The organism is Paenibacillus germinis, from assembly GCF_013141785.1.
Taxonomy (GTDB): Bacteria; Bacillota; Bacilli; order Paenibacillales; family NBRC-103111; genus Paenibacillus_E; species Paenibacillus_E phytorum.
Map to the genome: position 1 here is coordinate 150,402 of NZ_WHOC01000137.1, position 15,847 is coordinate 166,248.

Consider the following 15,847-nt stretch of genomic DNA (forward strand, 5'->3'; position numbering starts at 1 on the left):
AAAAACTTAGTTTAAGTCTAGGCAGCTAACAATAGATGATTCCTGTATTGCACAGGGGTCATCTTTTTTAATCCCCATTGGTATCGATTATTGTTGTAGTAGCGGATGTAACTGTCAATCTTACGTTGTAGTTCTGCTAAGGTTGGGCAGCTACGATGGTCAACATGATCCTTCATATGACCGTAAAACGACTCCTGTGGCGCATTGTCCCAGCAATTGCCTCGTCTAGACATCGATTGCCCTAATCCCTTTTGCTTTAAAAGTTTTTGGTATGCGGGACTCGTATAATGACTTCCTTGATCCGAATGGATGAATGCTTTTTTGTGCAACTTCAATTTTCTTTGCTTCATGAGTGCCTCGATCGTGTCTGTAGCTATGTCCAACGTAAGGCTGTTGGAAAGGTTGTAAGCAAGGATCTCTCCCGTTGAAGCGTCTAGTATGGTCGACAAATAAGCCGTCTCTGAGCGGCCGTATGGGAGATAAGTGATGTCGGTGAGCAACGCAAGCCCAGGAACACCTTTTCTAAAATTACGATCTAAACTGTTGGGAAGCGTTCGATGTTCTTGAGTCGCCTTTGCCATACGTTTGTAAGGATTAGGTTTTCGATGTGGACATACGAGGTCAAATTTCTTCATAAGTCTGCGGATTCTTTTCAGGTTATAGATCACGCCAAATTCGTTCTCAAGCGTCATTTTAATAGAACGAGAACCCTTTTTAAAGCCCTTTCTATGGAAGGCTTTCTTGATCAGTTCTCCAGCTTTGGCATCCGAAAGAGACCGCTCTTTACGGGCTTCTACGGCCTGGATGTAGTTGTAATAGCCTGAGCGAGATACGTGTAATAAATCGCAAAGGTAGCGAGTTGTACGTCCCAAACCCTGACCTACAGTCTCTTTAATTAGCTCAAATAACTTACTCTTACTTAGGTTCTTTCCCTTTGCTACCAGCAACCTTTCTTTCGTGTCTAGCTTTTTTAACAAATCCACCTGGGACTCAAGGAGTCTAATTCTTGCTTCCTGTCTTTCAATTACTTCATCCTTCGTTAGTTCACGCTTCAGCGGACGTCCAGAAGCTTCCTTACGAGAGTCAGCTAATCCAATAATTCCGTCTTTTCCATATGCTTTTCTCCAACGCTTTGCAGACTCATTTACACGTTGAATTCCAATTACGTTTACGTCAAACCCGTTAGCTTCAAAGATTTCTCTAGGGAGCTTACCTGCCATATATTGATCGATGAACAACTGCTTAAATTCATCCGCATAGGTTATTGCTTTATCGCTAATCCTGATCACGTATTTATTCTTTGATAAGCTCATTTGGTCTTTTTCGCTAAAGATTTTCTTAGACATGATGTAATCCCCTCCGGTGCTTACTCTAGTATAAAAAAAAGTACCCATAGTCTGAACACTTTTTCAAAGTGTCCAGACTATGGGTACCAGTGTAATTCTTAACTGAAGAGGTCCTCGGTCTTTATTTTCGACAAAATAGTCATGAAGAACTAAATATATTTTTAGCGATTCTTTATCAAATCTTAATAATCATATAGGCATTGTGTAATTTTCATGCTACAATTCTATTTATATAGCGTTTACATTTGTTATCCTCTAATTTACTAATCCTCTCGCTCCCCTTTTCAAAACCATTTATATTCCAAGTCATTCTATTCATCATACGATGGAAAAACCATCTTGGCTTTTGCTTATGAAGACTTCACCTGTACAACTTTAAGGGGGAATGTGTGTTGAGCCATCAACCCGTTCGGATATTACATCATATTAGTGATATGAATCGTGGAGAAGCGCAAAGTTTTATTATGAATGTATATCGGCACATGGATCGATCGAAGATTCAATTCGATTTCGTTGTCCACACACATAATCCTTCTGATTATGATGAAGAAATACGAGCATTGGGTGGGAGGATATTCATCCTGCAGAAGCCTAGAGCGGGTTGGATGGGTTACATATATGAGCTAAAGTCGACGATTCAACATCACGGTCCCTTCCATGCTTTGCATAGTCATACTTATGAGGCTAGTGTCTTAACTTTGTTAACATCAAGGCTGTTTGGCATTGATATTCGTATTGTGCATTGTCACAGCATAAGTGATTATACATACGCTTCCTCAACTACTAAGGTATCTCGATGGTTGAAGAGGAACATGATACGGCGTTTTGCCACGAATTGGGTAAGTAGCTCGATCACGGCAAGTCAGGCGCTATTCGGGTATCAATGGTCTCAAGATAAACGCGGCAGAATGGTGCGTAATGGAATAGATGTCGGTCGATTTACAAATAGATTACAGAATCCCATGACGCTCCGCGAGCAATTGGATATTTCATTGGAGGAACCAATCATAGGTCATATTGGTCGGTTTAGTTCAGCTAAGAACCATACATTCTTGATTGAGATTTTTGAAGAGCTGCTGTATCGTGTGCCGAATGCGAGGCTTATTTTGGTGGGGGATGGTGCATTGCGGCCTCAGATTCAAGCACTGATCGAGCAAAAAGAGATCCAAAACCGCGTTCATCTATTAGGACGACGAGACGATATTTCTGAGCTCATTCAGGAATTAGATGTCATGGTTCTTCCTTCATTCAAAGATGGTTTACCCATGGTTTTGATTGAAGCACAAGCGGCAGGAGTTCCCTGTGTGGTATCCGATGTTTTACCAGAAGAAGCGAATTTGAGAGCAGGTTTTTTCGCATTTGTATGTTTGAAGCAAGACATTGCCGTATGGGTGCAATGGTTAATGAAGGCGATGCGCAGCGATCCTGTCCCGGTTGATGAGCGAATCCGAGCGATTCGACTAGCCGGCTATGATATTAAAGAGGTAGCTCTAGAATTAGAACATGTCTACGCTACCCAATAGGAAATAGTGAGAGCCCTTATCTGGATGACATGAGGGTTCTTTCCTTATAGTCTGACGACACAAAAGTGCCTACATAACTTTTTTGAAAAGCCCATCACGGTGGGCTTTTATTTTTTTTATGTGGATACTTTTGTGTCGCACCCCTACGACACAAAAGTGCAGACATTGTACTCAAACGACACAAAAGTAAGGATATATCAGCGGCTGTAGGTATGATCTTATAGACTGTTGTCAATAACTGAAACAAGGGGATTCTAGAGAATCAATTTTGTTAGCATTCGGGAGGTATTCTTAATGTTCGATAAACCAGTCGTAAAATGGAAAGGAGGACGATATGGAAACAATTGGTGGTTCAAGTACAGTCCGAAAGTAAAGCGTAATGTTGATATGTATAGCGACTTGGAATATGACAACTGGATCCTTATAGAGAACGATCTGATCATCAGAACATTTACAGAGCAACCACACCGTGTTCAAGAATGGCTTAAAGGTGAGTATATCGATACCATTTTTGATATGTGGTGTGTTCCACAACACGAAAAAGGGTATTTCATGGAAGTGAAGTATGAGCATGAACTTGATCCGCGAAATCCCCAGTATAATGAACGTTCAGCAGAGCAAGTTGCAAAACAACAAAAATGGTGTGAATACCACGGTTATAAATATATCATTCGTACAGATAGGATTATACGTGAGAATAAAATATTGTTGAACAATTATAAGGAAATAATTCCTTACATTGATGATCGAAGAATCCCGGTGGATACAGACAGACATAGAATCCTAGATTGCATAGGTGAGCAATCTATAACAACCCTAGGTCAAATATATGAAATTAATAATGAGATTCCAAAACAACGAATTCGTAGTGAATTGTTTAATTTAATATACGAGGGCAAGGTCGCCGCAAGTATTGATAAAATAAGAATTTGCAGTGAATTGGAGGTATGGAAGACATGAGCAAAGTTAAGTTTATTCAGAATTTTGAAGTTGATGCTGAAGACCTTGATTATACTAAATGGCCAACGGTTCATTTGGAACATCGAGACGAGACGTTTGAAAAGCGTAAGCGTGCGGTTGAATTGTATATTGATAGTAACTGCTCGTTGAAGGAAATTGATGCACAGACTGGTATTAGTCGTAAGGAAGTTAATAAATTTGTTCACAAGTGTTTATCGAAAGACAAGAATGGTCGGATATGGGGCTTCCGTGCTTTGCTTTCTTATAGAAGAACTGGTAACACATATGATCGTATTTCTTCGGCTGATGGTATGCATCAAGTGGATTTTACCGGCGCTTTTGCCCAACTTCTAGAAAAGTATCCTAAAGTAAAAATACTTATCGATGATCATATAATAACAAAGCGGAAGCGTGCGGCAGCCGACAAGGTAGTTATGGTAACTGATTTACGAGGAAAATTACTAACTCTTTGTCGATCATTAGGGGTGAAATTGAATGAATATCCGTTTAACACTAAAGATAAGGCATTGCGTTCGTTGCAAAGGTACGTTTCTAGACTTATTAACGAGAATATAATGGATTCTAGACATAGATATGGAGAGCATGCAGCAAGAAAAATTAAGCGACTAACAGGTGAGATGAGCACTAAAGATTTGGAAACTGTTCCTTTCAAGGCTGTTCAATTTGACGGACATAAAATTGATGCCTTATTAACGGTTACTTTTAAAAATGCATATGGCGATGATGTGACAGAAGTTATGAAACGAATTTGGCTTTTGCTCATTATTGACGAAGCTACACGAGTAGTTCTTGGATATCATCTATGTCTTAATGCAGAATATTCTCAACTTGACGTACTACATTGTATAAAAAAGGCGATAATGCCATGGCAACCGATGAAATTCACTATCCCTGGGTTTAAATATCCCGATGTAGCTTGCTTCCACTCCATGATACCAGAGGCTGAATGGGCAGTGTGGAGTGAATTAAAATATGACCATGGAAGGCCGAACCTTGCCACATCAGTAAAGAATAAGCTTACTGAAGTTACAAACTGTTCCGTTAATCCTGGTCCTGTGGCATTCCCAGAGGCACGTGCGATTATTGAAAGGTTCTTTGGAGTTTTAACTCAGCGGAAAATTCAACGTTTAGCGATAACAACTGGAAGTAATAACAAAGATCCGAAGCGTCAGAATCCGGAGAAATCTGCAAAAGAGTTTAAGGTTAACGCAGATGAACTTGAACAACTGATTGAAGTGCTAATTGCAGAGTATAACACAGAAGTACACTCAACCTTTGGAATCAGCCCAATGGATGCAATGACGCAACGTATACAATATCAAGAAATGTTTCCAAGATTATTAGAGAATGAGAAACGAAGTGATGTGAATTTCTTTAATTTCTCTATTAGCAGGAAGGTTAATGGGAGCAAGAAGCATGGTAAAAGACCCTATATCAACTACGAAGGTGCTGAATATACAAGTAGGCTTATGGCACAGAACTTCACCCTTGCAGGTGCAACTATTAAAATCGTTGTCAATGTGGATGATATTTCTGTGGTTAGAGCTTTCTTGCCCGATGGGTCTGAACTAGACTTTCTAAGAGCTAGAGGGGCTTGGGGAAAAAAACCACATTCCCTACGTACTCGGAAGATTGTTAATAAACTAGCTCGTGAAGGAAAACTGCGTTTTTCGGATGATGAATCTGCAGTTGATTCATTTGCAAGATACTTAGAGGGGAAAGCGGAAAATCAAAAGAGTGCAAGGAACGAGTTGGCTGCACTTCAAAGGTACGAACAGAATCACTTGGAAATGGCAGAGAAACGATTGCAGGATGAAGTAGAGGGAGAAACTTCGGATGAAATTGTGCCCTTACCTACTCCACCGAAGCAAAAAAGTAGTAAATTTGATCAATTGAAAAGTATGCTTAAAACGAGTATATAATTGGTGGTGAGTTTTGTGACGAAAACAAAATCAGTAGAACCAAAAGAATCAAATATTATTTATGATCTAATTCGACCAGATGTTCCTAAAGGATCGCACCCTGTAGAAACAAATGACTATAAAATGCCAACTAACGAAATCATTACTGTACTTGGATCTGTTTGCGATTGGATTGAAGAGAGAGTTACAGGAGCGATTATTTACGGTCGACCTCGATTAGGAAAAACCTATATGATTGAGTATTTGATTGATAATATATCAAAGGTTATTGCTGAGAACATTCCTGTATATCACATAATAAGTTTACATCCTAAAGTTGTAAGGGAAGAAGAATTTATTGAAAGCTTACTTTACGACATGAACCATAATTTTGCATTAATCGGGAAATTGCCAGCCAAGCGAGATAGACTTTTTAAATTTATGTTAGAGCGAGGAACATCTAATCGATATAGGATAATAGTTCTTCTAGTTGATGAAGCGCAGTGCCTAACGGAGCAACATTTTGAATGGTTGATGGATTACTACAATAAGTTACAAAAAGAAAAAGTTCTATTATTGACTTATCTTGTAGGCCAACAACAATTAAGCGCTCAGAAGACAATTTTCAAAACATCGAATGCAGAGCAAATCGTTGAACGTTTTATGGCCGAGGAACATAAGTTCTCTGGTGTAGTATCGGAAGAAGATATTCAAACACTGTTAACCTGCTATGATGATCCAGATAAGAGCGAATATCCCGCTGGAAGTGGATGGTCTTTTACAAGGTATTACTTTCCAGAAGCATATGCAACAGGTAAAAGGTTAGCTGACTTCTCTTCAACAGTTTATAAGTTGCTAAAAAGTGTACGTCAGAAGGAGAATATAAAGACAGCTTTTGAAATTCCGATGCATCATATGATAAGGGTAATAAAGATTATCCTATTGCGTTACGGAAAAGGAAGTAGTGACTATGAAGGGGGCTGGATATCGGAAGCTCACTGGATTGACGCGATTAATAATTCAAATTACGTTAAATCAGAACAACAAAGAACAACGTTGAAGGTTATAAAGTAGGAGAGGAATTATTAATTAAGGCTGACAGAAAATTGATATGCTCCCCAAATAGTAGATAGGTTAAATGATAAAAACCTGATGCTATGAGGGGAGCATTCTCATGTCTAAAATTCAATATCATGCTAAAGAAAAACTTGCTATTATCGAAGAGATCTACTGTGGCGAACTTAGCTTCATGGCTGCTGAGACAAATTTAGAGATGCGCGCTAACCCCGCGAGGATGTAAAGAACGTCGAGAAGATTCTAGAATCTACTATAATCTATGAAAATCCAGCGGCATGATAGTTATTGACAACAATAAAGAGAAGAGGCGTGAACTCAAGCGCTTTCTATTGTCAGACTAAGCAATAGAATTAGTGGACTGAGAGAATAAACTATTTGACTCACGCGACAGCGCTCAACTAACCGGGCAGATTAACGCAACTTTCATTGTATTTACAGAGTCTAAATATATGGAATTATTTGTTAGGTTTGAGAACGGGGTGGTGATTTTCATGCTTATGGAAGAAGAAGTCACTGTATTACTGAGAGTAGGGTTACTAATTGTAATGATTCCTGTTGTAGTGCTAGTGATTGGCTTGATGATAAAATTTAAGAAGCATGGCTTTGGGTGGTTTTTGAGTCATCTGATATTATTCACTTTTGGTGCACTGACTTGGATAAGAATACTTGAAACTAGGGCTTTTGCAAGTTCAATAAATAACTCTGTAACTATTGCAGTGATCGGCGTAATTTGGGCTATCAGTATGGCATGTTTTGTCAAAGGCTTATTGTCTTTAAGTTATTTGAAGAAAGGATAGATGAACTAACGGTGAACGAGAGCTCAATAATCCAGACGAGAAGGCAACTGACTAAAACAGGTTGCCTTTTCCCCGCTAAAGGGCAGAATAGTTCCAATATGTGGTATATTCAGATAAGGAATTTGAACAAGGGTGGGGATATTTTGAGGGAAATAAAGCATCAGGTTAAGAGTCCTTCAAGGATTAGAACCATAATAGGCATGATTGCTATAATATGTAGTCAATCTATTCTTGTAGTGAGAATATGGGATCAGATGGGTCTACTCTACACTTCGTTAACGGTGGTTCTACTTCTTCTGTGTTTAGTTGTACTTTTACTCGCATTGTATAGAATATTCTTCAAGAAACCAACCGAGTTATGCCTATCCAATGACCAAATCATATTAAATGGAATTATAACTAATTCGGGCGATATTGAAGTAATATTGACCATGGGATACTTTAAACCTATTATCGGGATAGTGCCCCGCGGGAGGAAAATCGTCCCATTTGATATGGCATTTAGGTATTCTAGGGATGAAGATAGGGGCATCTCGGATTTAAAGAGTTGGGCAAAAATGAACAATGTTAAGATGGTCGATAAATCGTTTCAAACGTGGATTTAAGTCAATCATTTTCGTTTTCTACTAGTTATGGGGTGTCATGCTTGTCCGTTACGCTAATGAAAACGATAGTGAAGGAGCTTGCTTAGCGGCAGCTCTTTCTATTTTTCATTCAAGTAACGGGTAGTATCAAACAACATGTGGAGCAACATTTTTTTGAAATTCATCTAAAATGTATATAAGAGGTGATAAGATGAGAAAATTCATTCTGGCATTATTTGTTATATGTTTGATGTTTAGTTTTAAATTGAATGAGCCTGTTAGTGCACTTTCATGCGCACATCCAAAATCAATAAAAGAAGAGATTGCGAACAGTGCGGTTGTGTTTATGGGTACAGCTCTTAATTCTAATACAGTAAAATACGATTTTACTGTTGTTTTTAGTGTGAAGACACTTTGGAAAGGAAGCACAGATATCATCGAAAATGGGATTTCTGTAGGTAACATGTGGAAGGAAATTAAGGCAGGTCAAGATTACTTAATATTCGCAAGTCAACGTGAAGGGCATTTAGAAGCTAATATATGTGGCAATTCAAAGGATTGGTCTGAGGTAAGCCAAAAACAAATTAATGAGCTTGACACAGGGAAACCGATAATTGAACAGTCTTTGAAGAATAGAAATCAATTATACTGGTTTATGTTCGGTTTCTTGATAATAGCAATTGGTGGTTATTTATTAATACGATATTATCGTTTTCGGAGAATGTAAAGATAGTCGATATCGGCAGCTTGTTCAATTAACGGGAAACGATAGCTCCATAAAACTGTATTACTGGGGATTCGCTCGGTATCCTATTCCTCTTACGCGCAGTAATGCATGCGTAATTGTTATATCGCTGATATAATATGGTAAAATAAGGATATTGGAAATGAGGAGGTAACTATGAAAAAGCCAGTTTTTCAAGCTCTCGTTGTAGGACTAATATTTGTTTTTGTTTTTCATGCTTTTCAGATTATTCAAGGTATGTATCTTACAATGAACTATGTTCCAAATATTGTCGAGACATATGAGTCAGTTGATTATCTACAACATAAAGTCACATTTGGATATATATCAAGCCCAATGTGGAGAATGATAGAAAGCCTGGGATTGATGCTACTTGGAATAATTGTTTTTTATACTGGGAAGGTATTGAGAAGGAAGAAATAGTTTAATACCCTGAGGAGTCGGAATTATGCTTACGGAGAACGAGGGTGAGGAGCTGCCCCAAGGACAGCTCCTCTTTGATGGTCATTAAAGTAACGGGCAGTTTAGTTGTTACACAATAGGAGTACCACCCCTTCATCCACACGACAAGTGCCATCGGTATTTACGTAATATCCAGGGTAACGTTCTATGTTCTGATTCAACAGAAAAACCGTTAGCAGGTGATTTTATTTACCAGTCAAAACCTTGTATAGCATCCACCCCAGAAATAAAGCAATAAATATCCCAATAACTAACAATATTTTAATATTTCTGGATAAACCGAAACTCCCAAGTTCTACCCATAGTTCTTTAATGTCTCTAGGTAAAATCCCGAAATTCAACATGAATATGAGAAACAGAATGAAAAAAGCTATTAGTCCAAAAATAATGCCCATAATAACTCCCATACATACACCCCTCCATAGTTCCCTTTTAATTGGTATTCCCCAAATAGACCGTAAAAATATTTCGATACAATAGAGTTGCGGTTGGGGAGTTCCGTTTATGAAGTTTATAAATGACCGTAAGAGATTGGATGATATGTCAAAAAAGCACTTGACCTGATTCAGCTAACGGAAACGATAGCGCGACGATGGAACCGATCCATCGCTTGTTTTGGTTTCGGCAAAAGTCGCTCAGCTAACGGGCAGAATTGTGCAACCATTATTAAATAAAATCGTCTAATATTTATAAGATATTGGAAATATGGGAGGGTGAAATGCGACTTAAAATAAGCTTACTTTTTGCTTTTTTAATTTCTTCTTCTTTATTTGTCGGTATTGCTTCAGCAGATTGGGCAAATATGTTTGTAGTCAATGACGGAAAAATATTCGTTATATCAGAAGAACATTTAGATCCAAAACAAATTGGTTTAAAAATAGGCAAGGTTACAAAATATTCCGATCGGGAAGGTACTTACTCAGGAAACTTTTCCAATCGATATCCAAAGGGAACTGGATATTACGATATTATTGGGGTTGAAATAAATGAAGCAATCGCCATTAAAGATGATAAGGGGTTGTATATTAAAGCAACGTATGGCGGTGAATATGCAGGAAACAGGTATAATTGGATAGACTTTTTACCATATGTTTTCGCGGTTCTCTTAGTGTTTATTAGTGGTTATTTAATAAAAAAGAAAACTAATCGGTAAGAGGAACGATAACTTCATAACAATATCTAGCAGGCTGCCGGTGATAAATTCGGTAGCCTATTCCACTAACGGGCAGTTATGTTTGAAAGATTAAGCAGTGAACTTTAATTATCGTATTGCGATATTCGCTCACGTATAGTATAAATTTCTAGTTGGATTAAAAAGGGGGCTTATAAATGAAAGTTGGGATTGTTGGTGACTTTAGTCCAGAATATCCATCACAAATCGCTACTAACAATGCTCTTATGCATTCATCTGGGAAATTAGGGGTTTCCATCGAGTATGAATGGATTCCCACAGCTACAATAAGTAAACAAATGGATATCATCAAGGGAGCTTATCAGGGTTTTTGGATAGGTCCTGGGTATCCAGATTCTATTGAGGGGGTACTTAGCATTATTCGATTTGCACGTGAAAACAATGTACCTTTGCTAGGAACGTGCGGTGGGTTTCAATACATCATTGTGGAATATGCAAAAAACAAACTGATGTTGGAGAATGCAGGGCACGAAGAACAGGATCCACACGCAACTCAACTAATTATTAGTAAACTAGCTTGCTCATTAGTTGGCCAAAAAGGCGAAGTCAAAGTAAATAAATCCTCAAGAATCTTTGAGATTTATCAAGTGGAAAATGTAATCGAACAGTTCAGATGTAACTATGGACTTAGTCCAGAATATGAAAAACAAATTCATGAAGACGGATTAAGAATAGTCGGAACTGATTCCATTGGTAATCCAAGAATTGTTGAATTACCTGAGCATAAGTTCTTCATCGGCACGTTATTTGTTCCCCAATTAAGTTCCACCCTAGACTCCACACACTGCATCGTTGACTCCTTTATTACTACTGTCTTAAATCAGTCGGAGGATTAAGCTACGGTGAACGATTGCTCAATCACCATGACGGCAGCCGGCACTCACGTTCAGCCAGCAAGGAGTGGAAAAAGAAATGAAAAACTTTTTTGTCGCTGTTCTATTAATATCCGGTCTATTTGCTGCTGGTATAGCTGCACTCCTTTGGGACTATTTTTACTATCCGTTGATCGACTATAAGGCTAAGAATACAGCAATCGCCCATTTGAAGGCATCTTTCAAAGAGGACTTTGTCATTGACGCTGTTACGTATTCTAAGCCGTTTGGGGACGATAAGGGGAGTTACGACATAACAGCTCACCCGACGAAAAAACAGGAAATCAAATTAAGGATGACTGTGTCTCAGGACTTTAAAATGAACCAAGAAAGTTTCAAAGAAACCATGTGGCGATATGACACTAATTTGGAGTACGTTCCCTTGATTGGTGCATTGAGCCCAGGTTTCAGCTCTTATGCGGTTAATGCGCACATTCCCGAAGAATTGATCAATAAGTACCTCGTTGAGACTCCGTATAGCGATATTAGAAAGCTACATGAGAATGTTACTGAAGAGTATCTATTTATGGGTGCTATGGCAGATCCTGATTTTACGGAACAACGCGCTTTGGAGTATGGTTACCGTGCAGTTGAGTTTATGAAGACGAGACACTTGAAGAATGCCTTAATCGAAATCGACTTCTATCCGCGGAGCTTAGTTGAGCGTCTTGGGGAGAACGATCGGAAGATTGGTGTTTTCGATTTCCGACATAAATTCGGTGGTGATGCTCTGCAGTTTAGAATCGAATTTGATACGCGCAGGGCTAAGAAGGCGTTGAACGAGTTCAATTCTCCGGAGGATTTGAAGCCGTTTTTGACTTATTATCGGCATTGAATCTCACTCTGTGGCAGCCTCAGCATTTTCAATTAAGGACTTTACTTTTACGAATAACAAAATCTATACATACTTGGGGGGAAAGCATTATGACACGGAATCAAGATCCTATCGAAAAGACCGGTTCTCTTGGATACGTAGTTAAGGTGCGGCAGGTCATTGACTTTATTGTGCTCTCGGAACTGAGTTGGAGCAGAAAATAATTAATTAGCTCGGCGGGATTAGCACAAGTGATGATCACTAACAATCTTTTTTTTCCTGCATCAACTAGGCAGACTCAAAAGCGCTCGATTTCAGCATCAAGTATTTTTTAATTGAGTGGAACGATGATAAAATGAGGGACTATTACTCGTAAAGTTATAAATTTCTGAAGTCTCTACAAGAATTCTATTCCTTGATGATAAATTATACCAAATATATGGTATATTACTCCTATTAGTTAATAGGGAGTTATATCGATCTTATGCGTGTTAAGTATTTAAGTATTTGTGTCATCCTCAGTATCATTTTGCTTTCAGGTAACGGCAGTTATGTAAGCGCTAATAGCAGCCAAACGAATGCCAAAATTATTGTAGATGGCAAGGAATTAAGCTTTGAAGTCCCTCCGGTGAATGCGGATGGAACCGTGATGGTCCCAATGAGACCAATATTCGAAGCATTACAAGCAAAAGTCTCATGGAACGAAATTAGAAGAACAGCGACAGCTGTGAAAGAGACGACAACAATTAAAGTTACCACAAACTCTACATCAGCTTACATCAATGAAAGGGAGGTCATTTTAGGAGTACGGCCTTATGTAAATGAAGGCAATACAATGGTTCCAGTTCGTTTTATTAGCGAGGCATTTGGTGCGACAGTTGCGTGGAATGAGTTTACACAGACTGTTACGATTAAAACTTCGGCGTTACCATCAACTGTAGATCCAATTGATACCTCGGTTGGATTTTCAGAAGAATCAATGACCAATAGCAACTTTGTAAACGGCGGAAAGTTCACTGCACAAGATGATTCCATCTATTTTGTAGGCTATATCACTAGAACGACAAGAGGTATTTTCAAAAAGAATATGAATAGCAGTGAATCACCTGTTATGATTACATCTTCTTCCTCAATATCAAGTCTTAATGTAGCAAATGACTGGGTTTATTATACAGATTTTTCAGTCTACCGACCTCTTGAAACAATGGGCAGACTCTATAAAATTAAAACGGATGGCATAGATCGTGTATTGCTTTCTGAAAAGAGTGCTAATAATGCGTTAGTGCATGGCGAGTGGGTATACTTCACTACATTCAAGAAATTTAATGCAGATGCCCAGCTTTATAGAGTGAAAGTAGACGGCAGTTCTGAAGAGCTAATATCAGATCACTTCCAAAACACCTTTTCTATTGTTGGCGATCAGATTTATTATTCCTTATTTGATAACAGCAAGAAATCAAATACGATTTATAGCATGGGACTTGATAGTACAGGAATTACTCAATTGGTTTCCTATGCGACTTATAATCCTGAATCGATTTTTATCATAGAAAATGGGTTGCTGTATTTCCAAGAACTCTCAAAATCTAAATATACATTTAATAAAATACAATTAGATGGTTCCCAAAAAACAGCTGTATTTGTTGGGGGATCGGGTGATCATTTTAATGTGACGAGAGGTTGGGTTTATTATCCGAACCCCTATGATAATGGGTCTGTTTACCGTGTAAGGACGGACGGTTCAGACAATACTAAAATCACCGAGCAAAAAGGATATAACGTATATTTCTCAAAATATAATATTATTTATTACCTAGATATCCTTTTTGGTGAGTTGAAAGTGAGAAATGCATGGTTTAATAGTGGGTTCAACAGTAGTGAGCTAAAGAACATTTATGAATTTCTGGAAAAATAATATCTACATAAGAAGGGCTGCCGAAAGAAATAAATCGGTAGCCCTTTACTACTCTGTGTCAGCTGAAAATAAAGTTGTAGACTAGAAAATAAAGTTGTAGACTGGAAAATAAAGTATTAGACTGAGAAATAAAGTACTAGACTGGCGAGGGTATTAGCTTAATAAATCTTTTCAAATAAAGGAATTTTCATTATGAAGTCAAACATCTAAAAGAATCATATAGCTAAATGAGGTAGATTAGATGGTTGTCCAATTATTATTGCAATATGAGACAGATTTAAAAAATTACTGTTCTATGCTCACTGGAACACCTTGGGATGCTGATGATCTTTATCAAGAAACACATCTAAAAGTGATGAAAGCAGAGCAAAAGTTTCTCCATCACCCATCGCCAAAGGCACTTCTGTTTCGTATAGCTTCGAATGCTTGGATTGATGAGTGCCGCAAAAGAAAAGCGGATATTGGTTTACCAAACAACTATGAGAGCATATCTTTAGGTGTCGATATGTATTCGCTAGACATTAAAGATTGTCTAGAATATTTGGTTGCTACTGTTCCACCTTTCCAAGCTGTTGCAATTCTTTTAATAGATGTTTTCAACTATACATCACGGGAAGTTGCGGAAATGCTTGGGAACACAGAGGGATCTGTAAAAGCTGCATTGTACAGGGCACGAAAGCGTTTAATTGCCCTTGGCGTGTCGGAGAAAGGAATGTATGTCCAAAGAAATAACACAGAAGAACGATCTCTATTAATTAATCAATTTTTAGAAGCATTTCACCTTCAGGAGCCGATGAAAATAGCCGAGGCATACCTTCGCCTAACTCAGGTGGGCATTCAAACGGAGCGACATCTGATATTAGGCAAGTTATTTTTCACATTCCGTGATCCTGAAGGGAACGCATTCACAATCATTGCTGAAAAATAATTTACAAAAAACTTTAACCAACCGTATCTTATACGCTTCCTGATCCGTGTATTAATTGAAGATGAAAAATAATTGATTAAAGGAGCTATGAAGATGCTAATCAAAAATCGAATAAACACTTGCTTTATTCATCTGAAAGATTTAAAGAAAGCAAAGGAATGGTACAAAACAGTATTTCCCTTTGAAGTCTCTTCAGAGAGTGATGATTTCCTCATGTTTAAAATGGAAGGGACAGAACTAATTTTACTTCAATCGCATCATAAAGATATTACACCGCTAAAGAGGTTAAAGATACTTACACCAAATTTATGATTATGAAGGTCGATTGATATGATTCAAAATAATTTTCTTATTGTCTTCAGTATTATATTTGTGATGGGCGTGCAAATTAATTTTTTCTTCAACTCGGTTTTTGATAAATCAGCGAAAAAACAAAACCGATTCATTTACTTCCTTATCTTTGGGTTGCTTGATTACCTCTATCTGGTTATTCCCATCTCTCCTATTTTATCTTTGATTCTACAATTGCTCATGATATTTAGTTTTGCACAATCTTATCAAGTAGAAATTAAAGAAAAGATCATTTTTTCTATGTTTTACGGTGTTTTAATATCTCTCGTTAATTTTATATCCCTTTATTTTTTTTATACCCTATATTCAGTTGAGTTTAGCTTTGACCCTGTAAATGAACATGATCAAATAGCCTACAC

17 protein-coding genes and 1 pseudogene are annotated in these 15,847 nt (G+C 37.9%); 16 read left to right on the top strand and 2 right to left on the bottom strand.

All coding sequences use genetic code 11. The features are described from left to right. Positions 1 to 17: 17 nt before the first annotated feature. Entirely contained in the window at positions 18 to 1,346 is a 1,329-nt protein-coding gene (locus GC102_RS25365) for an IS3 family transposase (RefSeq protein ID WP_171691973.1), read from the bottom strand. A 392-nt stretch (positions 1,347 to 1,738) separates the two neighbouring features. Here GC102_RS25365 and GC102_RS25370 point away from each other — a divergent pair, with 392 nt between their 5' ends. From GC102_RS25370 to GC102_RS25405, 9 genes are all read left to right on the top strand, one after another. After that, positions 1,739 to 2,869 (top strand): glycosyltransferase, encoded by a 1,131-nt coding sequence (locus GC102_RS25370; RefSeq protein WP_171691974.1) that lies wholly within the window; start codon positions 1,739 to 1,741, stop codon positions 2,867 to 2,869. 294 nt (positions 2,870 to 3,163) lie between these two features. Then, positions 3,164 to 3,829, top strand: a complete 666-nt coding sequence (locus GC102_RS25375) for a hypothetical protein (protein ID WP_171691975.1) — start codon at positions 3,164 to 3,166, stop codon at positions 3,827 to 3,829. Further along, positions 3,826 to 5,772 (top strand): TnsB C-terminal domain-containing protein, encoded by a 1,947-nt coding sequence (locus GC102_RS25380; protein WP_171691976.1) that lies wholly within the window; start codon positions 3,826 to 3,828, stop codon positions 5,770 to 5,772. The genes GC102_RS25375 and GC102_RS25380 overlap by 4 nt, the downstream gene beginning before the upstream one ends. A 15-nt stretch (positions 5,773 to 5,787) precedes the next feature. Beyond that, complete coding sequence (locus GC102_RS25385; protein WP_171691977.1) at positions 5,788 to 6,825, top strand: ATP-binding protein; 1,038 nt, start codon at positions 5,788 to 5,790, stop codon at positions 6,823 to 6,825. Between the two features lie 100 nt (positions 6,826 to 6,925). Next, positions 6,926 to 7,051 carry a hypothetical protein gene (locus tag GC102_RS40165; protein ID WP_281367703.1) on the top strand — a complete coding sequence of 42 codons (126 nt, stop codon included), beginning with the start codon at positions 6,926 to 6,928 and terminating at the stop codon, positions 7,049 to 7,051. A gap of 268 nt (positions 7,052 to 7,319) precedes the next feature. After that, entirely contained in the window at positions 7,320 to 7,625 is a 306-nt protein-coding gene (locus GC102_RS25390) for a hypothetical protein (RefSeq protein WP_171691978.1), read from the top strand. 11 nt (positions 7,626 to 7,636) lie between these two features. Next, positions 7,637 to 8,230 (top strand): hypothetical protein, encoded by a 594-nt coding sequence (locus GC102_RS25395; RefSeq protein WP_171691979.1) that lies wholly within the window; start codon positions 7,637 to 7,639, stop codon positions 8,228 to 8,230. A 190-nt stretch (positions 8,231 to 8,420) separates the two neighbouring features. Continuing rightward, positions 8,421 to 8,936, top strand: coding sequence for a hypothetical protein (locus GC102_RS25400; RefSeq protein ID WP_171691980.1), 516 nt, complete (start codon positions 8,421 to 8,423; stop codon positions 8,934 to 8,936). A 174-nt stretch (positions 8,937 to 9,110) separates the two neighbouring features. Next, positions 9,111 to 9,377: a hypothetical protein gene (locus GC102_RS25405; RefSeq protein ID WP_171691981.1), complete on the top strand. Its 267-nt coding sequence runs from the start codon at positions 9,111 to 9,113 to the stop codon at positions 9,375 to 9,377. A gap of 224 nt (positions 9,378 to 9,601) precedes the next feature. On the opposite strand, the gene GC102_RS25410 is transcribed toward GC102_RS25405, so the two are convergent. Then, positions 9,602 to 9,823 (bottom strand): hypothetical protein, encoded by a 222-nt coding sequence (locus GC102_RS25410; protein ID WP_171691982.1) that lies wholly within the window; start codon positions 9,821 to 9,823, stop codon positions 9,602 to 9,604. A gap of 311 nt (positions 9,824 to 10,134) precedes the next feature. Here GC102_RS25410 and GC102_RS39150 point away from each other — a divergent pair, with 311 nt between their 5' ends. From GC102_RS39150 to GC102_RS39155, 7 genes and pseudogenes are all read left to right on the top strand, one after another. Next, positions 10,135 to 10,569 carry a hypothetical protein gene (locus tag GC102_RS39150; protein WP_216628158.1) on the top strand — a complete coding sequence of 145 codons (435 nt, stop codon included), beginning with the start codon at positions 10,135 to 10,137 and terminating at the stop codon, positions 10,567 to 10,569. Positions 10,570 to 10,745: 176 nt separating this feature from the next. Further along, a complete protein-coding gene (locus GC102_RS25420) occupies positions 10,746 to 11,444 on the top strand; it encodes a CTP synthase C-terminal region-related (seleno)protein (RefSeq protein ID WP_171691983.1) in 699 nt (232 codons plus the stop codon). Positions 11,445 to 11,520: 76 nt separating this feature from the next. Beyond that, complete coding sequence (locus tag GC102_RS25425) at positions 11,521 to 12,315, top strand: hypothetical protein (RefSeq protein WP_171691984.1); 795 nt, start codon at positions 11,521 to 11,523, stop codon at positions 12,313 to 12,315. A gap of 463 nt (positions 12,316 to 12,778) precedes the next feature. Beyond that, on the top strand, positions 12,779 to 14,209 hold the full coding sequence (locus GC102_RS25435) for a stalk domain-containing protein (protein WP_171691985.1): 1,431 nt from the start codon (positions 12,779 to 12,781) through the stop codon (positions 14,207 to 14,209). Positions 14,210 to 14,450: 241 nt separating this feature from the next. Further along, on the top strand, positions 14,451 to 15,137 hold the full coding sequence (locus GC102_RS25440) for an RNA polymerase sigma factor (RefSeq protein ID WP_171691986.1): 687 nt from the start codon (positions 14,451 to 14,453) through the stop codon (positions 15,135 to 15,137). Positions 15,138 to 15,230: 93 nt separating this feature from the next. After that, positions 15,231 to 15,449, top strand: coding sequence for a VOC family protein (locus tag GC102_RS25445; protein WP_171691987.1), 219 nt, complete (start codon positions 15,231 to 15,233; stop codon positions 15,447 to 15,449). Positions 15,450 to 15,467: 18 nt separating this feature from the next. Continuing rightward, positions 15,468 to 15,847: pseudogene (locus tag GC102_RS39155) on the top strand (ATP-binding protein); the annotation flags it as partial.